21 protein-coding genes are annotated in these 21,718 nt (G+C 62.6%); 9 read left to right on the top strand and 12 right to left on the bottom strand.

The features are described from left to right. Positions 1 to 180: 180 nt before the first annotated feature. Complete coding sequence (locus GDH07_RS10745; protein ID WP_152897513.1) at positions 181 to 1,314, bottom strand: sugar diacid recognition domain-containing protein; 1,134 nt, start codon at positions 1,312 to 1,314, stop codon at positions 181 to 183. Between the two features lie 189 nt (positions 1,315 to 1,503). Here GDH07_RS10745 and GDH07_RS10740 point away from each other — a divergent pair, with 189 nt between their 5' ends. Beyond that, positions 1,504 to 2,814, top strand: a complete 1,311-nt coding sequence (locus GDH07_RS10740; RefSeq protein WP_152897512.1) for an MFS transporter — start codon at positions 1,504 to 1,506, stop codon at positions 2,812 to 2,814. A gap of 62 nt (positions 2,815 to 2,876) precedes the next feature. Here GDH07_RS10740 and GDH07_RS10735 read toward each other — a convergent pair whose 3' ends face one another. Together GDH07_RS10735 and GDH07_RS10730 are read right to left on the bottom strand one after the other, a co-directional pair. Continuing rightward, on the bottom strand, positions 2,877 to 3,287 hold the full coding sequence (locus GDH07_RS10735; RefSeq protein ID WP_022639094.1) for a VOC family protein: 411 nt from the start codon (positions 3,285 to 3,287) through the stop codon (positions 2,877 to 2,879). Continuing rightward, on the bottom strand, positions 3,284 to 4,015 hold the full coding sequence (locus tag GDH07_RS10730; RefSeq protein WP_152897511.1) for an SDR family oxidoreductase: 732 nt from the start codon (positions 4,013 to 4,015) through the stop codon (positions 3,284 to 3,286). The genes GDH07_RS10735 and GDH07_RS10730 overlap by 4 nt, the downstream gene beginning before the upstream one ends. A 100-nt stretch (positions 4,016 to 4,115) precedes the next feature. Here GDH07_RS10730 and GDH07_RS10725 point away from each other — a divergent pair, with 100 nt between their 5' ends. The 3 genes from GDH07_RS10725 (at position 4,116) to rarD (ending at position 7,176) form a co-directional block, all read left to right on the top strand. After that, entirely contained in the window at positions 4,116 to 5,015 is a 900-nt protein-coding gene (locus GDH07_RS10725; protein WP_152897510.1) for a LysR family transcriptional regulator, read from the top strand. A 76-nt stretch (positions 5,016 to 5,091) separates the two neighbouring features. After that, on the top strand, positions 5,092 to 6,105 hold the full coding sequence (locus GDH07_RS10720) for an aldo/keto reductase (RefSeq protein ID WP_103326075.1): 1,014 nt from the start codon (positions 5,092 to 5,094) through the stop codon (positions 6,103 to 6,105). A 189-nt stretch (positions 6,106 to 6,294) separates the two neighbouring features. Further along, positions 6,295 to 7,176 (top strand): EamA family transporter RarD, encoded by an 882-nt coding sequence (rarD, locus tag GDH07_RS10715; RefSeq protein WP_031319954.1) that lies wholly within the window; start codon positions 6,295 to 6,297, stop codon positions 7,174 to 7,176. Positions 7,177 to 7,255: 79 nt separating this feature from the next. Here rarD and hpaR read toward each other — a convergent pair whose 3' ends face one another. The 3 genes from hpaR to GDH07_RS10700 form a co-directional block, all read right to left on the bottom strand. Then, positions 7,256 to 7,678, bottom strand: coding sequence for a homoprotocatechuate degradation operon regulator HpaR (hpaR, locus tag GDH07_RS10710; protein WP_085599865.1), 423 nt, complete (start codon positions 7,676 to 7,678; stop codon positions 7,256 to 7,258). 128 nt (positions 7,679 to 7,806) lie between these two features. Continuing rightward, positions 7,807 to 8,883: a 4-hydroxyphenylpyruvate dioxygenase gene (gene hppD / locus GDH07_RS10705; RefSeq protein ID WP_022639100.1), complete on the bottom strand. Its 1,077-nt coding sequence runs from the start codon at positions 8,881 to 8,883 to the stop codon at positions 7,807 to 7,809. 247 nt (positions 8,884 to 9,130) lie between these two features. Then, positions 9,131 to 10,087, bottom strand: a complete 957-nt coding sequence (locus GDH07_RS10700) for a DMT family transporter (protein ID WP_152897509.1) — start codon at positions 10,085 to 10,087, stop codon at positions 9,131 to 9,133. Between the two features lie 86 nt (positions 10,088 to 10,173). On the opposite strand from GDH07_RS10700, the gene GDH07_RS10695 reads away from it, so the two are divergent. From GDH07_RS10695 to GDH07_RS10685, 3 genes are all read left to right on the top strand, one after another. Continuing rightward, the gene (locus GDH07_RS10695) at positions 10,174 to 11,067 is read left to right on the top strand and encodes a LysR family transcriptional regulator (protein WP_152897508.1); all 894 of its coding nucleotides are present in this window, start codon (positions 10,174 to 10,176) and stop codon (positions 11,065 to 11,067) included. Between the two features lie 62 nt (positions 11,068 to 11,129). Beyond that, positions 11,130 to 12,668, top strand: coding sequence for an EAL domain-containing protein (locus GDH07_RS10690; protein WP_152897507.1), 1,539 nt, complete (start codon positions 11,130 to 11,132; stop codon positions 12,666 to 12,668). Between the two features lie 242 nt (positions 12,669 to 12,910). Next, the gene (locus tag GDH07_RS10685; protein WP_022639105.1) at positions 12,911 to 13,276 is read left to right on the top strand and encodes a histone-like nucleoid-structuring protein, MvaT/MvaU family; all 366 of its coding nucleotides are present in this window, start codon (positions 12,911 to 12,913) and stop codon (positions 13,274 to 13,276) included. Positions 13,277 to 13,520: 244 nt separating this feature from the next. Here the strand turns inward: GDH07_RS10685 and GDH07_RS10680 are convergent, their stop codons facing one another. Further along, complete coding sequence (locus GDH07_RS10680) at positions 13,521 to 14,048, bottom strand: DUF4946 domain-containing protein (RefSeq protein WP_085599948.1); 528 nt, start codon at positions 14,046 to 14,048, stop codon at positions 13,521 to 13,523. Between the two features lie 197 nt (positions 14,049 to 14,245). Between GDH07_RS10680 and gloA the strand changes: the two genes are divergently transcribed. After that, on the top strand, positions 14,246 to 14,767 hold the full coding sequence (gene gloA, locus GDH07_RS10675) for a lactoylglutathione lyase (RefSeq protein ID WP_022639107.1): 522 nt from the start codon (positions 14,246 to 14,248) through the stop codon (positions 14,765 to 14,767). 87 nt (positions 14,768 to 14,854) lie between these two features. On the opposite strand, the gene ahpF is transcribed toward gloA, so the two are convergent. The 3 genes from ahpF to GDH07_RS10660 form a co-directional block, all read right to left on the bottom strand. Then, complete coding sequence (ahpF, locus tag GDH07_RS10670; protein ID WP_152897506.1) at positions 14,855 to 16,420, bottom strand: alkyl hydroperoxide reductase subunit F; 1,566 nt, start codon at positions 16,418 to 16,420, stop codon at positions 14,855 to 14,857. Between the two features lie 120 nt (positions 16,421 to 16,540). Then, complete coding sequence (ahpC, locus tag GDH07_RS10665; protein ID WP_017907017.1) at positions 16,541 to 17,104, bottom strand: alkyl hydroperoxide reductase subunit C; 564 nt, start codon at positions 17,102 to 17,104, stop codon at positions 16,541 to 16,543. A gap of 150 nt (positions 17,105 to 17,254) precedes the next feature. Continuing rightward, on the bottom strand, positions 17,255 to 18,193 hold the full coding sequence (locus tag GDH07_RS10660) for a site-specific integrase (RefSeq protein ID WP_152897505.1): 939 nt from the start codon (positions 18,191 to 18,193) through the stop codon (positions 17,255 to 17,257). A 179-nt stretch (positions 18,194 to 18,372) separates the two neighbouring features. On the opposite strand from GDH07_RS10660, the gene GDH07_RS10655 reads away from it, so the two are divergent. After that, entirely contained in the window at positions 18,373 to 19,377 is a 1,005-nt protein-coding gene (locus tag GDH07_RS10655) for a DNA-binding protein (protein ID WP_152897504.1), read from the top strand. Here GDH07_RS10655 and gorA read toward each other — a convergent pair whose 3' ends face one another. Further along, positions 19,378 to 20,736 carry a glutathione-disulfide reductase gene (gene gorA, locus GDH07_RS10650; RefSeq protein WP_152897503.1) on the bottom strand — a complete coding sequence of 453 codons (1,359 nt, stop codon included), beginning with the start codon at positions 20,734 to 20,736 and terminating at the stop codon, positions 19,378 to 19,380. It abuts the gene before it with no gap. Positions 20,737 to 20,868: 132 nt separating this feature from the next. Then, on the bottom strand, positions 20,869 to 21,708 hold the full coding sequence (gene galU, locus GDH07_RS10645) for a UTP--glucose-1-phosphate uridylyltransferase GalU (RefSeq protein ID WP_022639112.1): 840 nt from the start codon (positions 21,706 to 21,708) through the stop codon (positions 20,869 to 20,871). Between the last annotated feature and the right edge of the window lie 10 nt (positions 21,709 to 21,718).

Below are 21,718 nucleotides of genomic sequence, written 5' to 3'. Positions count from 1 at the left end.
GCGGGGATGATGGAGCGCCGTTATCCAGGTGGAACCCATGGCCGCTTGGCGAGGACTGCGTCCTCGTACGCAGCCTCGCAGGCTCGGCAGCGGCTACAGGGTCGTCCTGCAGGAGTAGCCGCTGTCGAGCGCCAGCGAGTCTGCGACCGGGGCGCAGCATCCGTAATACCGGCACCGCCGTTATTCAGGTGCGAATTGGGTGGCGGGTTGCTGGGGCAGCAGTTGTACGGCCAGGTACAGCGACAGCATGCCGTCCAGGCGCAACGGGTCGACGCCGCTGAGTTCGGCAATGCGCTCCATGCGGTAGCGCAAGCTGTTGCGGTGGATGCCCAGGGCGTCGGCACAGGCCTGGCTCTGGCCGTCGTGTTCGCACCAACTGCGCAGGGTCGCGAGCAACTGACCGTTGCCGTCCTTGGCCAGGACCTTGTGCAAGGGGCTGAGCAACTCGTCCAGGGCATCCTCGTTGCGGTGGCGCCAGAGCATCACCGGCAGCCGGTAGCGATCCAGGGTCAGCAGGCGAGTAGCGGGCAGGATGTCGCGCCCATAGGCCAGCAGGTCGCTGACCCGTCGGTAGCAACGGCGCAACCCCGAGAGGCCCTCGGCCGGACCGCCCACCGCCACCCGCTGGATATCCCAGCCCAGGCCGACGAGCCGCTCCAGCAGGCGCGGGTCGTCCAGGGTCAGGCTCGCCGGCCGGCACCAGAGCAACGACGTTTGCGCGGCACTGACGCACCAGCTGTCCGGATAGCGGGACATCAACCAGGCGCTGAGGGCATCGACGTCCTGCCCCGCCCCGGCTTCCAGCCCCAGCTCGAATAGATAGGGAATGCGCGCCAATTGCGGCTTGAGGCCCATCTGCCGCGCCTCGTCCACCAGGCGCGGCGAGTCGCCACCCTCGCCCAGCAGCAATGCCAGCAGGTCATCGCAGCGCTGGCGGCGCCATTGCTGTTCGGCCTGCTGGTGTCGCTGGCTCACCAGCATTTCGGCGGTCATGCGTACCAGTTCGGCATAGGTGCGCAGCAACGCCGGATCACCAGTGATGCCCAACACGCCGATCAAGCGCTGGTCGTGCAACAGCGGCAGGTTGATCCCCGGCTGCACGCCCTTGAGCCGGCGGGCGGTGGGTTCGTCGATCTCCACCACCCGGCCGTTGGCCAATACCAGCTGCGCGCCCTCATGGCGGGTATTGATGCGCTCCGGCTCGCCGCTGCCCAGGATCAGGCCCTGGCTGTCCATGACGTTGACGTTGTTGGGCAGGATGGCCATCGTGCGGTCGACGATGTCCTGTGCCAGGTCATGATCGAGTTCGAACATGCTCGGTGATCCTTGGGTTGGCTACGACAGGGCGGGCCACGGCACGCGCGGCGTTGTTCAGTGGCACAGGGGGGCACGGTATTCGCTGTGCGCCGGCACAAAGACAGCGGCGCCAGGGTGGCCGAGACTCTCGGGGCGGTCAACGTTACCCTTTGCACCGTGCAAAATCATAATAAAGAGAGATCCAGCATGTCACACAGAGCCGCTGCCGCCCTGGCCCAGGCTGACGACAAGAACGCCGTCTACAAGCGCATCACCCTGCGCCTGATCCCCTTCATCTTCATCTGCTACCTGTTCAACTACCTGGACCGGGTCAACGTCGGCTTCGCCAAGTTGCAGATGCTCGACGCCCTGAAGTTCAGCGAAACGGTCTATGGCCTGGGCGCCGGGATCTTCTTCATCGGCTACGTGCTGTGCGGCGTGCCCAGCAACCTGGCGCTGACCCGCTTCGGTCCGCGGCGCTGGATCGCCCTGATGATGATCGCCTGGGGTACGCTGTCCACCTGCCTGCTGTTCGTCACTACGCCAACCCAGTTCTACACCCTGCGCCTGTTTACCGGGGCCGCCGAAGCCGGATTCTTCCCAGGGGTGGTGCTGTACCTGTCGCAGTGGTTCCCGACCTTCCGCCGTGGCCGGATCATGGCCCTGTTCATGTCGGCGATCCCGGTCTCGGGCTTGTTGGGCAGCCCGTTCTCCGGCTGGATCCTCAATCATTTCGCCGCAGGCCAGGGTGGCCTCGCCGGCTGGCAGTGGATGTTCCTGCTGCAGGGCATCCCCACCGTGGTGCTCGGCGCCCTGGCCTACTTCCTGCTGAGCGACGGCTTCGCCCACGCCAAGTGGCTGAGCCCGGCCGAGCGCGCCATGCTCGAGGCCGACCAGGCCGCAGACGCCGCCAACCAGCCCAAGACCGCCAGCGACTCCCTGGCCCAGGTGTTCAAGAACCCGGCGATCTGGGCCTTCGGCCTGATCTACTTCTGCATCCAGAGCGGGGTCTATGCCATCAACTTCTGGCTGCCGTCGATCATCAAGAACCTGGGGTTCGCCGATAACCTGGTGATCGGCTGGCTCAGCGCGATCCCCTACCTGCTGGCGGCGGTGTTCATGCTGCTGGTAGGCCGCTCGGCAGACCTGAACAAGGAGCGCCGCTGGCACCTCGTGGTACCCATGCTGATGGGCGCCGTGGGGCTGCTGATCGCGGTGAACTTCGCCGCCAACCCGGCCATCGCCATCCTCGGCCTGAGCATCGCCACCATGGGTGCCCTCACCGGCCTGCCGATGTTCTGGCCGGTGCCTACCGCGCTGCTCAGCGCCGGGGCGGCTGCCGGTGGCCTGGCGCTGATCAACTCCATGGGCCAGATGGCCGGCTTCCTCAGCCCCTACATCGTCGGCTGGGTCAAGGACAGCACCGGTTCCACCGATGCCGCCCTGTACCTGCTGGCGGCAGTGATCGTCGCCGGCAGCCTGCTGGCCCTGCGCATGACCCGCACCTTGCATCGCTGAACCCCGGCAACGCCAGAAGCCCGTTCGAGCATCGGCTGGAACGGGCTTTTTTCGTGGCGGCTTCAGTCCGGCGCGCCAGGATGCCGGGCGTAATCATGACTGCCGGTCAACGCCCCCGATGCCGGGGCGTCCAGCTCCAGCAGCAGGCCACCGGGCAGGCGCACGAAGATCTGCCAGAGGCCATCTTCCGGCACCTGCGCCACTTGGTACTCAAGACCGCTGGCCTGCACCCGCAGCAAGACCGCGGCAGCGGCCTCCTGGGTGCTGAAGGCGATATGGCTCAGCTGTGGCGCGGGGCAAGCATCCTGCTCGATGACATGCACCAGCGCCTGATCATCCTGGTACAGCCAGCGCCCGGGGAAGGGAAACGGCGGACGGCGGCCCGCTTGCAGCCCCAATAGCTCGGCAAAGGCCTGGGGCAGGGTCGAGCCACCATCGGTGTTGAAGGCCAGGTGGTCGAAGCGCCAGTTCACAACAGGCCTCCACCGTCGACATCGATCAGGCTGCCGTTGATGAAGCCGTTCTCCATGGCCAGGATGAAAGCCGCCGCCACCTCCCCCGGCTCCCCGACCCGGCCGACCGGCAAGCTCGCGGCCGCCTTGGCGAACATCGCCGCTCGGGCATCGGCGGGCATGCCGGCGTAGGCCTCGGTATAGGTGATCCCTGGGCTGATCACGTTCACCCGCCGTGGCGCCAGCTCCTTGGCCAGGTGCTTGCCCAGGGCATCGAGGGCGGCATTGAGGGTGGTCTTGAGCACCTGCCCCGGGACCATCTTGCGCGACAACATGCCCGAGGTCAGGCTGATGCTGCCCCGTGCCGCCAGGTATGGCAGCGCGGCCTGCACGGAGCGCCAGACACCCCAGAACTTGACCTCGAAGGCCCGCTGGGCGTCCTGCAGGTCAGTGTCGGCCAAGGGTTTGGGAGCGATGGCCGGACCGGCGCTGATCACCAGGTGATCGAAGCCGCCCACGGCCTGGAACAAGGCCTCCAGGCTGGCGCTGTCGGTGATATCCACGCTCAGCGCCCGGGCCGACTCCGGCAGGCGTGCCTGCTGGCGCTGCAAGGCCTTGAGATCGCGCCCGGCCAGCACTACCCGGGCGCCACGGGCGGCGGCCTGGTGCGCCACGGCGGCGCCGATGCCACTGCCGGCACCGATGACCACGACGGTCTGCTTATGCAAGCCTGGATTGGAAAGAGTCATTGCGATCACCTGTTGTGAAGTAAAGGGATTACATCTTCACCGCTTGCCAATCGAAGAAAAATCCGCTTAAACCGCAAGGATCTTTAAAGGATTTTTATCAATGAGCTCGATCCTCGACCTGGAGATCTTCGTTCGCATTGCCGACGAAGGCAGTATTTCCGCGGCGGCGCGCAGCCTTGGCCTCACCGCAGCGGCGGCCAGCATCGCCCTGAAACGCCTGGAAACCCGCCTGGGCAGTCGCCTGCTGGCCCGCTCTACCCGCAGCCTGCGCCTGACCCCGGAAGGTCGCCGCTACCTGGACAGCGTGCGCCTGGCCCTGGCCGCCCTGGAGGATGGCGAACAGGCGCTCAGGCAGCAGGGCCAGGGCCTATGCGGGGTGCTGCAGCTGTCGGCCCCTTCGGATTTCGGGCGCAACGCGTTGCTGCCCTGGCTCGACGAATTCAAGGACAAGCACCCGCAACTGCGCCTGCAACTGCAGCTCAACGACCGCCATGCCGATCTGTTTCGCGAGAGCGTGGATGTGGCGCTGCGCTTTGGCGTGCCCGGGGACTCCAGCCTGGTGGCCCTGCCGATCCTGGCGGCACATCGACGGGTGGTCTGCGCCAGCCCGCAGTACCTGGCCCGCCATGGCGCACCGCAGGTGCCCGAGGACCTGGCTCGGCACAGCGCCCTGCTCTACCTGCGCGACGGCCAGCTCTACGACCTCTGGCGCTTCAGCCGGGACGACCAGGTGCGCGAGGTCCAGGTACGCGGCGACTACTCGTGCGACGACGGCGAGGTAGCCCGGCGCTGGGCCCTGGCCGGCCATGGCCTGGTCTACAAGGCAAGGCTGGATGTGGCCGAGGACCTTCGCGCCGGGCGCCTGGTGCCACTGCTCACGGATTGGCAAGGGGAGCCACTGCCCTTCAACCTGCTGTGCCCGCACCGCCTGCAGGTGTCCGAACGGGTGCGCTTGCTGCACAGCTTCCTGGTCCAGCGCTGCCGCGAACTCTGTCCGTGACAGGCATTGCCCCGGCGTGCGGTTCTGGTATTTGATGGGCGGCCCCGCCACCTTTCCAGCACAAGGATCCCGCCCCATGAGCTATCGCATCCTCGGTCACTCCGGCCTCAAGGTTTCCAGCCTGACCCTGGGCACCATGATGTTCGGCGAGCAGACCAGCACCGAAGACTCGCTGCGCATCATCGACAAGGCCTGGGACCAGGGCATCAACTTCATCGACACTGCCGATGTCTACAACCAGGGCCGCTCCGAGGAGATCGTCGGCGAGGCCATCGCCCGCCACCGCCATGACTGGGTGCTGGCCTCCAAGGTCGGCTTCGGCCCGGCCGACGGTGTGCCCAATCGCAGCGGCCTGAACCGCAAGCACATCGGCAACGCCATCGAGGCCAGCCTGACCCGGCTCGGCACCGATTACCTGGACATCTACTACCTGCACCGCGAGGACCACGACACGCCGCTGGAAGTGAGCATCGCGGCCATCGGCGACCTGCTGCGCCAGGGCAAGATCCGACACTGGGGGCTGTCCAACTACCGGGGTTGGCGGATCGCCGAAGCGGTACGCATTGCCGACCAGCTGGGCGTGGAGCGCCCGGTGATCAGCCAGCCGCTGTACAACCTGGTCAACCGCCAGGCCGAAGGCGAGCAGATCACCGCGGCCCGTGCCTATGGCCTGGGCGTGGTGCCCTACAGCCCACTGGCCCGCGGCGTGCTCAGCGGCAAGTACGCACCCGACGCGACCCCGGACAGCGACAGCCGCGCCGGCCGCCAGGACAAGCGCATCCTGGAGACCGAATGGCGAGTGGAGTCCCTGCGCATCGCCCAGCAGGTCCAGCAGTACGCCCAGGGCCGCGGGGTGGGTATCGTCGAGTTCGCCATTGCCTGGGTGCTGAACAACCAGGCGGTGAGCTCGGCCATCGTCGGCCCGCGCACCGAGGCCCAATGGGACGCCTATGCCCGGGCGCTGGCCGTGCGCATCAGCGCCGAGGACGAAGCCTTCGTCGACTCCCTGGTGACCCCGGGGCACGCCTCGACACCGGGCTTCAACGATGTCAGCCATTTCGTCCCGGGGCGTTTTGCCCGCCTCGACTGAGAGCTGCCGGTGGCGGTCCGAGGGCCGCCGCCGGCGATTGCTGGAGGCGGCCAGGGGGACGAATGAAAAAATATCCCGCCGGCATGTCGCAAACAGAGCAAAAATCTCGCGCCAAACCCTCTATATTGCCCTCGCTTGTTTACCCCCCAACTCCCGGCGCCCTGCGCCTCCGGGTCTTACGAGGACAGTGTGTCTAAAGGTATTGCGTTATCGGTCCTGGCGTCGGTGCTGTTCGCCGTCATGTATTTCTACACGTCGCTGCTGGAGCCCCTTACCGGGGTGGAGATCTTCGGCTGGCGAATGCTCCTCACCCTGCCGTGCATGACCCTGTTCATGCTGCTCACCGGCGAATGGCCAAGGGTCGGCGAAGTCTTGCGCCGGGTGCGCGCCAGACCGGCCATGGCCCTGGCGCTGCTGTTGTCCTCGGCCCTGGTGGGCGTGCAGTTGTGGCTGTTCATGTGGGCGCCGCTCAACGGCTACAGCCTGGATGTATCCCAGGGCTACTTCCTGCTGCCGCTGACCATGATCCTCACCGGGCGTATCGTCTACGGCGAACGCCTGTCGCGCCTGCAAAAGCTGGCCGCAACGCTGGCCTGCATCGGCGTGCTCAACGAGTTGTACCAGGCTGGCAGTTTTTCCTGGGCGACCCTGGTGGTGGCCGTGGGCTACCCGCTGTACTTCGTCCTGCGCCGGCGCTTGCACAGTGATCACCTGGGCGGATTGTGGCTGGACATGGCGCTGTTGATACCGGTGGCGCTATGGGTGGTGCAAGGAGGCGAACAAGGCTTCGCCGTGCTGGATGCCCAGCCCCGGCTGTACCTGCTGATCCCGCTGCTGGGCCTGATCAGCGCCTCGGCGCTGGTGTGCTACATCATCGCCAGCCGCCAACTGGCTTTCAGCCTGTTCGGCCTGCTCAGCTACGTGGAGCCGGTGTTGCTGCTGATGGTGGCCCTGTTGCTGGGGGAAAGCATCAAGGAGGGCCAATGGCTGACCTACGTGCCGATCTGGCTGGCGGTGCTGGTGCTGATCACCGAGGGTGCGCGCCACCTGCTGCGCCAGCGACGCGGGTAATGGGATAGCCAAAGAGCCTCTGCAAACCTGCCCGCAGCCTCGCCCTGGCTCGAGCCCGGCTACTTTCGCCAGTGCCGCGTCAGGGCTTGATCTGCTTCAGTTCGTTGAGCAGTGCCAGCAAGGCTTGCATCTTTTCCTCGCCGAACTGCTGCTGGATCCTCTGGTAGTTGACCTCCATGTCGTCGCTCATGGATTCGAAGCAGGCATGGCCCCTCTGGGTCAGGGTGATGAACAGGCGGCGCTGGTCCTCCGGTGACTTGCGCCGGCTGACGTACTCATCGCGCTCCAGGCGCGTCAGCACCCCGGTCATGCTTGGCGGCAGGATGCAGGCCATCTTCGCCAGCTGGTGGCTCTCCAGTTCGCCGTTCTGGCGCAGGATGCGGATCACCCGCCACTGCTGTTCGGTGAGCTCGTGCTGGTTCAGCGAAGGACGGAAGAACGCCATGGCGGCCTCACGGGCCTGCAGCAGGGTCAGGGTCAGGGAAGGTCTGGGGGTTTTCATCAAGGAGTCGGTCAGGGCCTGGAAACAAAGGCGAGAACATTAACACATTCACAATCGCCAACCGACAGGCAAAACAAAGCCCGGCCAGGAAAGACCTGGCCGGGCTTGGGCTTCAAGCGCTACGCGGCTTATTCGGTGGCGAGCACGCCACGTCGTACCTGATCACGCTCGATCGATTCGAACAATGCCTTGAAGTTGCCCTCGCCGAAACCATCGTCGCCTTTGCGCTGGATGAATTCGAAGAACACCGGGCCCATCAGGGTTTCCGAGAAGATCTGCAGCAGCAGGCGCTTGTCTTCTTTATCCGACGCACCGTCGAGCAGGATGCCGCGCGATTGCAGTTGATCAACCGGCTCGCCGTGGTTTGGCAGGCGCCCTTCGAGCATTTCGTAGTAGGTATCAGGCGGTGCGGTCATGAAGCGCATGCCGATCTTCTTCAGGGCGTCCCAGGTCTTGACCAGGTCGTCGGTGAGGAAGGCTACGTGCTGGATGCCTTCGCCGTTGAACTGCATCAGGAACTCTTCGATCTGGCCTGCGCCCTTGGACGATTCCTCGTTCAGCGGGATGCGGATCATGCCGTCCGGGGCGGTCATGGCCTTGGAAGTCAGGCCGGTGTATTCGCCCTTGATGTCGAAGTAGCGGATCTCGCGGAAGTTGAACAACTTCTCGTAAAAACCGGCCCAGTAGGCCATGCGTCCGCGATACACGTTGTGGGTCAGGTGGTCGATGATCTTCAGGCCCGCACCTGGTGGGTTGCGGTCCACGCCTTCGAGGAACACGAAGTCGATGTCATAGATCGAGCTGCCTTCGCCGTAGCGGTCGATCAGGTACAGCGGCGCGCCGCCGATGCCCTTGATCGCCGGCAGGTTCAGTTCCATCGGGCCGGTGGCGACGTGGATCGGCTGCGCACCCAGTTCCAGGGCGCGGGCGTAGGCCTGCTGGGCATTCTTGACGCGGAACGCCATGCCGCATACCGACGGGCCGTGTTCCGCGGCGAAGTAGGAAGCGATGCTGTGGGGTTCGTTGTTGAGGATCAGGTTGATCGCGCCTTGGCGATACAGGTGCACGTCTTTTGAACGATGGGTCGCGACTTTGGTGAAACCCATGATCTCGAAGATCGGTTCGAGGGTATTGGGGGTGGGCGATGCGAATTCGATGAATTCAAAGCCCATCAGGCCCATCGGGTTTTCAAAGATATCTGCCATGGTTGGCGCCTCATCATATTTTTAGAATTAACGGATCGTTAGTTGCTATCAATGCTGAGGAAGGCAGGTGGTGCGCAGGAAATGCCCCGCACGCTGCGCGCGAGGAAGTCACCATAGATGAGTTGGAATCCGAGAATCTTCATATCGGTCCTGTCTTGCCGGCTGGCCAGGCTTCTGCTGCCAGAAGACTTTATTATTGTATGCGTAAACAGATTCTACACAGCGTAAAAGCCTTTGTCCGCACTCTTTATGAAATCGCCTTGCTTGTCCCCTTCGCAAGGGGCCGGTTGCACTGGTAGATGCCGCCCAGGATCAGCGCGCCCCCCAGCACCATCACCAGGCTCAGTTGCTCGGCCAGCAGCAGCGCCCCGAGAATCACCGCCGTCAGCGGGTTGAGGGCAATGAATACCCCGCAGCGGGTAGCGCCGATCCGCCGCAGGCCGTCGTAGTACCAGATGTAGGCCAGCGCCGAGCCCAGTACACCCAGGTATAGAAGAGCCAGGCCCTGGGCCAGGTCCAGGTGGAGCACCGCTTGCAGGTCGAATTCGCCGCGCACCAGGGTCGCCGCGCACAACATCAAGGTTCCCAGCACCACCGAGTAGGTCACCGTCTGCAGCGGTCCCAGGCTCTGGTTCAGTTCCTTGGAAAACAGCGAATACACGCCCCAGCCCAGGACACAACCGAGGATCAACAAGTCGCCGCGCCAACTCCCCGCCTGGCTGACCAGGGCCGAAGGATCACGACTGCAGATCACCAGGGCCGCACCTCCCAGGCACAGGCCGATACCCAGCAGCTTGCGCCGGTCCAGGCGTTCCTTGAACAGTGCCCAGGATGCCAGGGCGATCACCGCCGGGTTCAGGGCGACGATCAGCGAGGCTCGCGAGGCGTTGATCTGCTGCAGGCCGAGGAAGAAGCACAGGTTGTAGAAGAAGATCCCGAAGAACCCCAAGAGCGCCAGTTGGCCGAGCTGCCTGAAGCTCGGGCGCACCAGGGGAATTCGCGCCAGGGCCATGAAGCCCAGCAGGGCCAGGCTGGCCAGGAGAAAACGCAAGCTGGCGGCCAGCAACGGCGACAGCCCCGAGGCCAGGTAGCGCCCGGCGACGAAGGTGCCGCCCCAGATCATGGTCACCACCGCCAACTTGCAATAGACCCCCAGGTCGTGGTGCCTGGCAGCCAGTGGGGCAGAGAAACTGCTCTCGCTCATGTTGATCGCACTCGAAGAAGATCGGATTTGTCTTGCCGGAATATTCTTTGTCTAATGCCTGATCATCGTAAAATGAGCTTTTACTCATGACCCTGACCCAGCTGGAAATCTTTTCCCAGGTAGCCCAGTTCCAGGGCTTCACCAGCGCCGCCACGCACCTGGGCATCAGCCAGTCGGCGGTGTCCCACGCCATCAGGTCCCTGGAGCAGGAGCTGGGGGTGGAGTTGTTCCGTCGGCACCAGGCCCAGGTCGAGCTCACCGACATCGGCCAGCAATTGCTGGCACGGGCCCGAGCTATGCTCGGCCTCGCAGCGACGTTGGAACAGGAGGCCGCCGATGCCCGGGGCATGAAGCGTGGCACCTTGCGCATCGGCTCGTTCGGCCCAACCTCCTCCATCCGCCTGCTGCCACCGATCCTGGCGCAATACCGCGCCCAGTATCCGGGGATCGAAGTGCATATCGACGAAGGACCGGACCGCCAGGTCCTGCAGTGGCTGGAGGAGCGGCGTATCGACCTGGGCTTCGTGGTGCTGCCCCAGGAACGCTTCGACAGCTTCCCCCTGGTGCAGGACCAACTGCTGGCCCTGGTTCCGGCAGGCCATCCCCTGGCCGGCGAGTCGCAGCTAAGCCTGGAGCAGCTGTGCCAGGATCCCTTCGTCCTCACCGAGGCCGGCTCTGCGGAACTGGTGTCGCGGTTGTTCATTGGCGCCGGGCTGGTCCCCAACATTCGCTATCGCTGCTCACAATTGCTCAGCACCCTGGAAACCGTGGCCCGGGGCGATGCCCTGAGCATCGTCGCCCAATTGTCGTTGCCCCAAGGGGCAGACCCGCGCTATACAAGTCGCCCATTGGTGCCGGCGGTGCAGCGCAAGATCGGTGTCGCGGTGCTGGACCGCCGCCAGTCATCGCCAGCGACCCTGGCCTTCATCGACCTTGCCCAGGGTCTCTGTAGCCAGGCAAAGCCGTCTATCCTGCGATGATCCAGGCAATACCGCGTCCGTGACCGGCGCCCTGCCCCTCCCCCTTGCCACAGGTCCGACCCATGCCGCTGACCGCCAAAGGTCCACTCCAACGCTCCACCCACACCTTCTGGACCTTGCTGGCGATACTCCTGCCGATCGTGCTCGGAGCCGTCATCCTCTACCTCCAGGCGCAACGGACCTTGCTGCACAACAGCCAGGAAATCGCCGAAGAAGCCATCGAGCAGTTCGACCAGATGCTCGACCACTCCGACAGCGCCGCCCGTGCCCTGCTGCCCCTGGCCGGACAGGAGTGCGACGCCGCCCGGCAACTGGCCCTGCGCGAACAAGTGACCCGGCGCCCACTGGTGCGCTCCACCAACCTGGTGTGGCGCGACAACAACTACTGCAGTTCATACCTGGGCAGCTACGCGGCGGTCCTCGATCCCCGGGACTACGTGGATGGCCGGCTGCGCCTGATGGATGGCAACCACGTCACTCCCGAGACCCCGCTGCTGGTCTACCGCTTGAGCGCCGGCGAAGGCGCGGCCCTGGCGGCCATCAACGGTTATCATCCGACCAACACCCTGCGCATGCTCAGCCGTTTCGCTCAGTTGCAACTGCAAGTGGGCCGGCATTGGTTGTCCAGTGACGGCCAGGTGCGCGAAGGCAACGCTCCCCTGGCAGCGGTGGCCAGCCAGCAACTGACCTCGTCACGCTATCCCTACAGCGTCAATGCCGGGTTCGCCCAGGGCAGTGTCTGGCGCTATATGAAAAGCCAGTATCCGGCGCTGTTCAGCTTGCTGATCTTCCTCGGCGCCGCCGCCGGCGGCCTCGCCCACTGGCTGCAACAACGTGCCGTTTCCCCCAGGCACGAGCTGCAGCGGGCACTGGTGGCGCGGGAGTTCATCCCGTACTTCCAGCCGATTGTGCGCGGCGACAGCCTGCAGTGGGCCGGTATCGAAGTGCTGATGCGCTGGCAACACCCCAGGGAGGGCCTGGTCCGTCCTGACCTGTTCATTCCCTTCGCCGAACATACGGGGTTGATAGTGCCCATGACCCTTTCGTTGCTGCGCCAGACCCGAGAGGTACTGGCGCCCTGGGCCGGGAACTTCCCCGACGGCTTTCATATCGCGATCAATATCACCGCGCGCCATTGCCAGGACCTGCAATTGCTGGAGGACTGCCGGGAGTTCCTGGCGGCATTCGAGCCGGGCAAGGTGGTCCTGGTGCTGGAACTGACCGAACGCGAACTGATCGAGCCTACGGCCGTCACCCAGCAGTTGTTCGCTGAATTACGTGAACTGGGGGTGATGATCGCCATCGATGACTTCGGCACCGGCCACTCCAGCCTCGGTTATCTGCGCACCTTCAATGTCGACTACTTGAAAATCGACCAGAGTTTCGTGGCCATGATCGGTGCCGATGCACTGTCGCTGCATATACTGGACAGCATTATCGAACTCTCACTCAAACTCGACCTGAGCATAGTCGCCGAAGGTATTGAAACTGCCGAACAACGGGATTACCTGACAGCCAAGGGCGTGCACTTGCTCCAGGGTTACTTGTTTGGAAAGCCCATGCCCAGCTCAGGATTTGTTACAGCTATAGCGCGCCATTAAATAGCCATGTCAGAAAAATAATGCTCGACAAGTAACTCCGACCATGAGCAGCTTTGCATCAATTTACAAATATGGCCTGGAACAAGAACAACACGATTTACTCGCGGCGCGTTAACTACTACAATTTTTCACGCCTGTACAAGTTTCACAGGTAGGCCAGTTAATCGAACCTTAACCAGTTCATGGCTTATAGCTTTGTTTGTGCTGTGTATTAGCCAAAATAGACTATTGGAGTGAAGATATTGTCCAGACTTGCTGAATTCCGTGCTGCCGAGAAAGCACTTCAAGAACAGCTCGCCCAGCTTGAATCCCTGAAGAACGACGCCGGGCTCAAGAAGGAAATCGAGTTCGAAGAAAAACTCCAGGCTCTGATGAAGTCCTACGACAAGAACCTGCGTGACATCATCGCGATCCTCGATCCGAACCTGGGCAAGGCCGGCCTGCCACAGGCCAGCGCCCCTAAACAGCGCCGCGCCCGTGTGGTCAAGGTCTACCAGAACCCGCACACCGGCGAGCTGATCGAAACCAAGGGCGGCAACCATCGCGGCCTGAAGGCTTGGAAAGAACAATACGGCGCCGCTACTGTGGACTCCTGGCTGCGTGCTTGAACAAAGCCGCACCTGAAAAAGGCCCTGCACATGCAGGGCTTTTTATTGAGCGGAATAATTTTAGTGCCCCAGAGTCAAAGGAAAGATCTTACGCACATTGCGGGCAGACTCCTGCATCACATCTGCCCTCTCGCGAGCTGCAGCCAGCGTGGAATAAGGGCCAGGCATGCTCAACTTCACGCTTAGTGCCTTTCGATAACGAACCTGCAACACGCAGAAAGCAAACGATGAGCCTTAAACCCGCTTAAAGTTTCAGGTTATTTCGAATGGCGAGTACTTCATCCCGACTATCGGCATAAGCCGCTGCCTGGCCAGCGTATGAAAGTACATAAGCCTTATCCCCATCCAATGCGGCCACCAATGTTTGCGACAGCACATGCCGGCCATTCTGGGTAATAGTGCAAGTGGTTTCCAATGCTTCGAGGCGACTCAACTGCGCGGCATGGATCTTGTTGCACACGCTCTGGTAACCACCTTGGGCAAAGTCCTTCTGTACTGACTTGCGCATCTCCAGCAATACCCCCTGGAGATTGACTACATGCCCGGGCTCGACCTGGCTCATGGTCAACTCCATGACCAGTTGCGGATTGCCCGCGGCGTCGTTCTTCACCGCCCGCTGGCGCGACACCTTGGCGGCCTGGTCGGCCTCCTGGGAGGGCACCGGTTCCACCGTCCAGCCCTGGGGCCAGCTGATTTCGGGAGCCGCCTGTGCGGCACCGGCGAGCATTGCCAGGAACAGGGCTACAACGGGGGTTCTGAACGACAGGATCATGTTCTGCACACTGGAGAAGGGAGCCTGGAGTCTGAGCCCGGCGCCAGGAATGGGCAATAGATCAAGAGCTTTGGGTTTGGCCCATCCCAGGCACTTGCGTATCATTGGCCAATCCCAAGGATGTCCGAACCATTGCCCCGGCAAGCCGCTGCCCGAGCCTTCGACCAGCCCTTGCCGTCTCATTTCCCGGAGGGCCCATGAGCCTCAACGAACTCAACACTTTTCCCGGCGTAACCGCCCAGCCTGACGCCGCCACCGCCCGCTTCGTGTTCAACCACACCATGTTGCGCGTCAAGGACATCACCCGCTCCCTGGACTTCTACACCCGGGTCCTGGGTTTCTCCCTGGTGGAGAAACGTGATTTCCCCGAGGCTGAGTTCAGCCTGTACTTCCTGGCCCTGGTGGACAAGGCGCAGATCCCGGTCGACGCCGCAGCGCGTACCGAATGGATGAAGTCGATCCCCGGCATTCTCGAGCTGACCCACAACCACGGCACCGAGAACGACCCGCAGTTCGCCTATCACAACGGTAATACCGACCCTCGCGGTTTCGGCCACATCTGCATCTCGGTACCGGACATCGTCGCCGCCTGCGAGCGCTTCGAAGCCCTGGGCTGCGACTTCCAGAAGCGCCTGAACGACGGCCGCATGAAAAGCCTGGCCTTCATCAAGGATCCGGATGGCTACTGGGTCGAGATCATCCAGCCAGCTCCGCTGTAAGGCAGCACCCAGCCGGGCCTGGTTCGCCAGGCAAGAAAAAACCCCATGGGCCATGGCTCATGGGGTTTTGTTGTTCCAGGGGGCGGCTCAGTCCGGCGCCGAGGTCCGGATCAGGTGGTCGAAAGCACTCAGGGATGCCTTGGCCCCCTCGCCCACCGCGATCACGATCTGCTTGTACGGCACCGTGGTGACGTCACCTGCCGCAAACACTCCAGGCAACGAAGTCTCGCCGCGCGCATCGACGATGATCTCGCCACGTGGCGACAATTCAACCGTGCCCTTGAGCCAGTCGGTGTTGGGCAGCAGGCCGATCTGCACAAAGATGCCTTCCAGTTCGACGTTGTTGAACTCACCCGACTGGCGATCCTTGTAGACCAGGCCAGTGACCTTCTGCCCGTCGCCCTTGACTTCGCTGGTCAGGGCGCTGGTGATGACCTTGACGTTGGGCAGGCTGAACAACTTGCGTTGCAGCACAGCGTCGGCACGCAGTTGGCTGTCGAACTCCAGCAGGGTCACATGGCTGACGATACCCGCCAGGTCGATGGCCGCTTCGACACCGGAGTTGCCGCCGCCGATCACTGCCACGCGCTTGCCCTTGAACAGCGGGCCATCGCAGTGCGGACAGAAGCACACACCCTTGGCCTTGTACTCTTGCTCACCGGGCACACCCATTTCACGCCAGCGCGCACCGGTGGCCAGGATCACCGACTTGGCCTTGAGGCTGGCGCCGCTCTCGAACCGCACCTCATGCAGGTCACCCGCATCCTTGGCTGGCACCAGGGCACTGGCACGCTGCAGGTTCATGATATCGACGTCGTATTGCTTGACGTGCTCTTCCAGGGCCGCGGCCAGTTTCGGGCCTTCAGTCTCCTGCACCGAAATGAAGTTCTCGATGGCCATGGTGTCCAGTACTTGTCCACCGAAACGCTCGGCGACCACACCGGTGCGGATCCCCTTGCGCGCAGCATAGATGGCTGCCGCAGCGCCGGCCGGGCCACCGCCGACCACCAGCACGTCGAAGGCTTCCTTGGCGCTGAGTTTCTGCGCTTGTTTCTCCACCGCGCCGGTGTCGAGCTTGGCCAGGATTTCTTCCAGGCCCATGCGGCCTTGGCCGAAGTTCACGCCATTGAGGTAGATGCTGGGCACGGCCATGACCTTGCGCTCGTCAACCTCGGCCTGGAACAGCGCGCCATCGATGGCCACGTGGCGAATATTGGGGTTGAGCACCGCCATCAGGTTCAGTGCCTGGACCACGTCCGGGCAGTTCTGGCAGGACAGCGAGAAATAGGTTTCGAAGTTGAACTCGCCCTTGAGCGAGCGGACCTGCTCGATCACTTCCGCGCTGGCCTTGGATGGATGGCCACCCACTTGTAGCAGCGCCAGTACCAGGGAAGTGAACTCGTGGCCCATGGGGATACCGGCGAAACGCAGGCTGATATCACTCCCCGGGCGATTCAACGAGAACGACGGCTTGCGCGCATCGGTACCGTTGTCGAGCAAGGTAATTTGATTGGAAAGACTGACGATGTCTTTGAGTAGCGCGAGCATTTCCTGGGATTTCGCACCGTCGTCGAGGGAGGCGACGATCTCGATCGGCTGTGTGACCCGCTCCAGGTATGACTTCAACTGAGATTTAAGATTGGCGTCCAACATACGGGCGATTTCCTTTGGTTCGGTAAAAAAACAACGCCCGGGCGAATCTCGCCCGGGCGTTATTTGAGGGCGGTGCGGCTTACTTAAGTGCGGATGACCGCCTCTGGATGACGCATGGACTTAGATCTTGCCGACCAGGTCCAGGGACGGAGCCAGGGTGGCCTCGCCTTCTTTCCACTTGGCTGGGCAGACTTCGCCTGGGTGGGCAGCGACGTACTGGGCGGCCTTGATCTTGCGCAGCAGCTCGGAAGCGTCACGGCCTACGCCACCATCGTTGATTTCAACGATCTTGATCTGGCCTTCCGGGTTGATCACGAAGGTACCGCGGTCAGCCAGGCCTGCTTCTTCGATCAGCACGTCGAAGTTGCGGGAGATGGCCAGGGTCGGATCGCCGATCATGGTGTACTTGATCTTGCCGATGGCTGGCGAAGTGTTGTGCCAGGCAGCGTGGGCGAAGTGGGTGTCGGTGGAAACGCTGTAGATCTCAACGCCCAGCTTCTGGAATTCGGCGTAGTTGTCGGCCAGGTCTTCCAGCTCGGTCGGGCAGACGAAGGTGAAGTCAGCTGGGTAGAAGAACACTACGGACCACTTGCCTTTCAGGTCGGCATCCGATACTTCGACGAACTCACCGTTTTTGAATGCAGTAGCTTTGAACGGTTTAACTTGGCTGTTGATGATAGGCATCGTTGACTCTCCATCAGTGGTTGAAGACATTGGGTGAAAACTTGATGGGGAGAATCCTAGCCAATGAGTCGCCATCTGGCTCATTGGTAAACCTGATGCTCTCGATTGGTTTTGGCTATGAGCCCTGAGTATTAATAGAAAAAACCTTGCCTAAGGGTCGACCGCCTTCTCCCTGAGCTGCGCCATGCCCGCGAAGGGCTCGGCCTCGACATAGCGCATGGCCGATTTCAGGTCCTTCCACCCCACGTAGGCCATCAGCGACTTCAGGTCCCAGCCGCTGCGCTGGGCCCAGGTGGCGAACCCGCGGCGCAGGGAATGGCTGGTGTAGCGCTCGGCGGCGATACCGGCCTGCTCCAGCACCTGGCGCAACAGGGGAATCACGCTGTTGGCATGCAGCCCCTGCTCGCCCAGGTTGCCCCAGCGATCGATGGCGCGAAATACCGGCCCGCGCACCAGTGCGGCGGTATTGATCCATTCGATGTAGGCCTGCACCGGGCACAGGCGCTGCAAGGCCGGCGTACTGTAGGTACGGCCCAGGTTGTCGCGATCGCCCTTGCTGCGCGGCAAGTACAGGCTGATGCCGGAGCCGGCGTGGGCCTGCACATGCTCGACCTGCACACGACAGAGCTCGTCGCTGCGAAAGCCACGCCAGAACCCCAGAAGGATCAACGCCCGATCCCGCCGCGCACGCAGCAGGCCGGCCTGGCATCGCTCGGCCAGAGCTTGCGACGCCTGCTCATCGAGCCAGCTGGCGACCCGCTCCAGGTCCTGCAACTGCAAAGGCACGGCCTGCTTCTCCTGGGCTGGGTGCAAGGCCCGAATCCCCTTGAGTACCTGGCGCACCACCGGGGCCTTGGTCGGGTCGACGAACCCCTGGCTGTTATGCCACTGCGCCAATGCCGACAAGCGCAGCTTCAAGGTGTTGATCGACAACTCGCCGGCATAGGCCGCCAGGTAACGGGCGACGCCTTCCGCCGTCGCCGGCAGGAAGCCTCCCCACTGCACCTCGAAATGCTCGATGGCCGCTCGATAGCTGCGACGGGTGTTGTCGCGGGTGGCCGCTTGTAGATAACGATCCAGTTCACTCATGGCGCCTTGACTCCAGCAAGTACAGGACAAAATCGGCAGGAAAACCCGATGCAGGTCGCTGAGATTGGATAATACTAAAATATCCACTGTCATTATCCTGCTATCTGGCATGCAGATTCATATGTACAATTACCTAAATTACATACCACGTAACATAGTACTAAATCGTTGGAGGCAAGATGGCTCGCGGAGGCATAAACAAAGCGGTGGTGAAAAAGGCGCGCCAGGCGATCCTTGCCCGCGGCGGACACCCCAGCATCGATGCAGTACGTATAGAAATGGGCAACACCGGTTCGAAAACCACCATCCACCGCTACTTGAAGGAGCTGGATGACGGCGCCGGACAACGGGATTCCGGTCCGATACCACTGGACGAAGAGCTCGCGGAGCTGGTCGGGCGCCTCGCCCGGCGTCTTTCGGAGCAGGCCCAGGAGCCACTGGAACAGGCCCTCGCCCACTTCCAGGAGCAGAAGCAGACGCTGGAACAGCAACTGGAGGAAATGCGCCGCCACGAAGAGCAACTGCAGCAGCAAATACAGGACAAGGTCGCGGCCCTGGCCAACGAAAGCGCCGCACTACACGACACCCGCAACATGCTGCAGGGCGAACGGACCCACAATGCCGAACTCGGCCAGGCCCTCAAGGACTACGACCTGCGCCTGGCCGACAAGGAACAGCAGATCCGCTCCCTGGAAGAAAAGCACCTGCATGCCCGCGACGCCTTGGAGCATTACCGCGCAGCCAGCAAGGAGCAGCGCGACCAGGAACTGCGTCGCCACGAGGGGCAAATGCAGCAAGTCCAGATGGAGTTGCGCCAGGCCCAGCAGAGTCTCCTGGTACGCCAGGATGAGATCACCCAACTGCACCGCGACAACGAACGCCTGCTCAGCGAGCAACGCACCACTCTCAAGGAGCTCAAACAGACCCAGGAAGCGCTGAGCCAGGGCAGCACCCTGCAGACGCAACTCAATGAGCAACTGGCCCGCCAGGGCAACGAAGGCACCCTGCTTCAGGAGCGCTTGCGCGTAGCTCAGGAAGAGATTCAGGCACTCAAGGAAAAGAATCGGCAACAAACCCGGGCGGGCAAGGAACTGGAAGCACGCGTCACCAAGGCCGAGACCAGCCTGGAGGCGCTGCGCCTGGCTGCCGACAAGGCCCAGCCAGGCCCAGCAAAGGACGCCTGATCAGCCGGCGACCGGGGTCCGCATGGTGACGAACTCTTCAGCGGCGGTCGGATGCACGCCGATGGTTTCGTCAAAGTCACGCTTGGTCGCCCCGGCCTTCAGTGCAATGGCCAGGCCCTGGACGATTTCGCCGGCGTCCGGGCCGACCATGTGGCAACCCAGCACCTTGTCGGTCTCGGCATCCACCACCAGCTTCATCAGGGTGCGCTCCTGACAGTCAGTCAGGGTCAGCTTCATCGGCCGGAAACGGCTTTCGAAAATCTGCACCTGACGTCCAGCCTCGCGCGCTTGCTCCTCGGTGAGACCGACGGTGCCGATGTTCGGCAGGCTGAACACGGCAGTAGGAATCATCCGGTAATCCACCGGGCGATACTGCTCGGGCTGGAACAGGCGGCGCGCCACCGCCATGCCTTCGGCCAGGGCCACCGGGGTCAACTGCACCCGGCCGATCACATCGCCAATGGCCAGGATCGACGGCTCGCTGCTCTGATACAGATCGTCGACCTCGATGAAGCCGCGCTTGTCGAGCTTGACCGCGGTATTCTCCAGGCCCAGGTTGTCGAGCATCGGCCGGCGCCCCGTGGCATAGAACACGCAGTCGGCCGCCAGCTTGCGACCATCCTTGAGGGTAACCTCGAGGCTGCCGTCGGCTTGCTTGTCGATACGCTCGATGTCGGCATTGAATTGCAACCCCAAGCCGCGCTTGGTCAGCTCTTCCTGCAGGTGCTTGCGCACCGCGCCATCGAAGCCGCGCAGGAACAAGTCACCGCGATACAACAACTGGGTGTCCGCCCCCAGGCCGTGGAAGATTCCGGCGAACTCCACCGCGATGTAGCCGCCGCCCACCACCAGGATGCGCTTGGGCAGTTCCTTGAGATAGAAGGCTTCATTGGAGCTGATGGCATGTTCGCGCCCCGGGATGTCCGGGATCTGCGGCCAGCCGCCAGTGGCGATCAGGATGTGCCTGGCGGTATAGCGCTGGCCATTGACCTCCACCTGATGCGGATCGATCAACTCGGCATGCCCTTCGTGCAGGGTCACGCCGCTGTTGACCAGCAAGTTGCGATAGATGCCGTTGAGGCGATGGATTTCCCGATCCTTGTTGCCGATCAGGGTCGCCCAGTCGAAATTCGCCGCGCCAAGATCCCAGCCGAACCCGGAGGCCTGCTCGAAGTCTTCGGCGAAGTGGGCGCCGTACACCAACAGCTTCTTCGGCACGCAGCCGACGTTGACGCAGGTGCCTCCCAGGTAACGGCTCTCGGCCACCGCGACCTTCGCCCCGAAGCCTGCGGCGAAGCGTGCGCAACGTACACCGCCGGAACCGGCGCCAATTACATACAGATCAAAATCGTAGGCCATTTCACTCTCCCAGGCAGGCTGACAAGCATAACCGCAGATGGCGAAGCGGTCAGCGCAGTGGATGGACATATGGGCGATAAATGAAAAAGCCACCCGCAGGTGGCTTTTCCAGAGAAAACCGTGCAGCGACTATCAGTAAGCCTTGCCGGTCTTGTAGAAGTTCTCGAAGCAGAAGTTGGTCGCTTCGATGTAGCCTTCGGCGCCACCGCAGTCAAAACGCTTGCCCTTGAACTTGTAGGCCATCACGCAACCGTTTTGCGCCTGCTTCATCAGGGCGTCGGTGATCTGGATCTCGCCACCCTTTCCTGGCTCGGTCTGCTCGATCAGGTCGAAGATATCCGGAGTCAGGATATAGCGGCCGATGATCGCCAGGTTCGACGGAGCATCCTCGGGCTTTGGCTTCTCGACCATGCTGTGAACGCGATAGATATCGTCGCGGATCATCTCGCCGGCGATCACGCCGTACTTGTTGGTTTCCTGCGGGTCGACTTCCTGGATGGCCACGATCGAGCAGCGGAACTGCTTGTACAGCTTGACCATCTGGGTCAGCACACCGTCGCCTTCGAGGTTGACGCACAGGTCATCAGCCAGCACTACGGCGAAAGGTTCGTCACCGATCAGCGGACGACCGGTGAGAATCGCATGGCCCAGGCCCTTCATTTCGGTCTGGCGGGTGTAGGAGAACGAGCACTCGTCCAGCAGCTTGCGAATACCGACCAGGTACTTCTCCTTGTCGGTGCCCTTGATCTGGTTTTCCAACTCGTAACTGATGTCGAAGTGGTCTTCGAGGGCGCGCTTGCCACGACCGGTCACGATGGAGATTTCATTCAACCCAGCATCCAGCGCTTCTTCAACGCCGTACTGGATCAGTGGCTTGTTCACCACCGGCAGCATTTCTTTGGGCATGGCCTTAGTCGCTGGCAGGAAGCGAGTACCGTAACCGGCTGCAGGGAACAAGCATTTCTTGATCATATGAGTCCTT

The sequence above is a fragment of the Pseudomonas piscis genome, assembly GCF_009380155.1.
Lineage (GTDB): Bacteria > Pseudomonadota > Gammaproteobacteria > Pseudomonadales > Pseudomonadaceae > Aquipseudomonas > Aquipseudomonas piscis.
The sequence above is the reverse complement of the archived record's forward strand: the minus strand, read 5'-3'. Positions and strand labels throughout refer to the sequence as shown.

Coding starts and splice junctions, on each gene's coding strand:
- GDH07_RS10655 (WP_152897504.1), top strand. CDS start 18,373: ATGGCTCGCGGAGGCATAAACAAAGCGGTGGTGAAAAAGGCGCGCCAG.
- GDH07_RS10680 (WP_085599948.1), bottom strand. CDS start 14,048: ATGATCCTGTCGTTCAGAACCCCCGTTGTAGCCCTGTTCCTGGCAATG.
- galU (WP_022639112.1), bottom strand. CDS start 21,708: ATGATCAAGAAATGCTTGTTCCCTGCAGCCGGTTACGGTACTCGCTTC.
- gorA (WP_152897503.1), bottom strand. CDS start 20,736: ATGGCCTACGATTTTGATCTGTATGTAATTGGCGCCGGTTCCGGCGGT.
- GDH07_RS10745 (WP_152897513.1), bottom strand. CDS start 1,314: ATGTTCGAACTCGATCATGACCTGGCACAGGACATCGTCGACCGCACG.
- hppD (WP_022639100.1), bottom strand. CDS start 8,883: ATGGCAGATATCTTTGAAAACCCGATGGGCCTGATGGGCTTTGAATTC.
- ahpF (WP_152897506.1), bottom strand. CDS start 16,420: ATGTTGGACGCCAATCTTAAATCTCAGTTGAAGTCATACCTGGAGCGG.
- GDH07_RS10740 (WP_152897512.1), top strand. CDS start 1,504: ATGTCACACAGAGCCGCTGCCGCCCTGGCCCAGGCTGACGACAAGAAC.
- GDH07_RS10660 (WP_152897505.1), bottom strand. CDS start 18,193: ATGAGTGAACTGGATCGTTATCTACAAGCGGCCACCCGCGACAACACC.
- GDH07_RS10725 (WP_152897510.1), top strand. CDS start 4,116: ATGAGCTCGATCCTCGACCTGGAGATCTTCGTTCGCATTGCCGACGAA.
- GDH07_RS10720 (WP_103326075.1), top strand. CDS start 5,092: ATGAGCTATCGCATCCTCGGTCACTCCGGCCTCAAGGTTTCCAGCCTG.
- GDH07_RS10690 (WP_152897507.1), top strand. CDS start 11,130: ATGCCGCTGACCGCCAAAGGTCCACTCCAACGCTCCACCCACACCTTC.
- ahpC (WP_017907017.1), bottom strand. CDS start 17,104: ATGCCTATCATCAACAGCCAAGTTAAACCGTTCAAAGCTACTGCATTC.
- GDH07_RS10695 (WP_152897508.1), top strand. CDS start 10,174: ATGACCCTGACCCAGCTGGAAATCTTTTCCCAGGTAGCCCAGTTCCAG.
- gloA (WP_022639107.1), top strand. CDS start 14,246: ATGAGCCTCAACGAACTCAACACTTTTCCCGGCGTAACCGCCCAGCCT.
- GDH07_RS10700 (WP_152897509.1), bottom strand. CDS start 10,087: ATGAGCGAGAGCAGTTTCTCTGCCCCACTGGCTGCCAGGCACCACGAC.
- hpaR (WP_085599865.1), bottom strand. CDS start 7,678: ATGAAAACCCCCAGACCTTCCCTGACCCTGACCCTGCTGCAGGCCCGT.
- GDH07_RS10730 (WP_152897511.1), bottom strand. CDS start 4,015: ATGACTCTTTCCAATCCAGGCTTGCATAAGCAGACCGTCGTGGTCATC.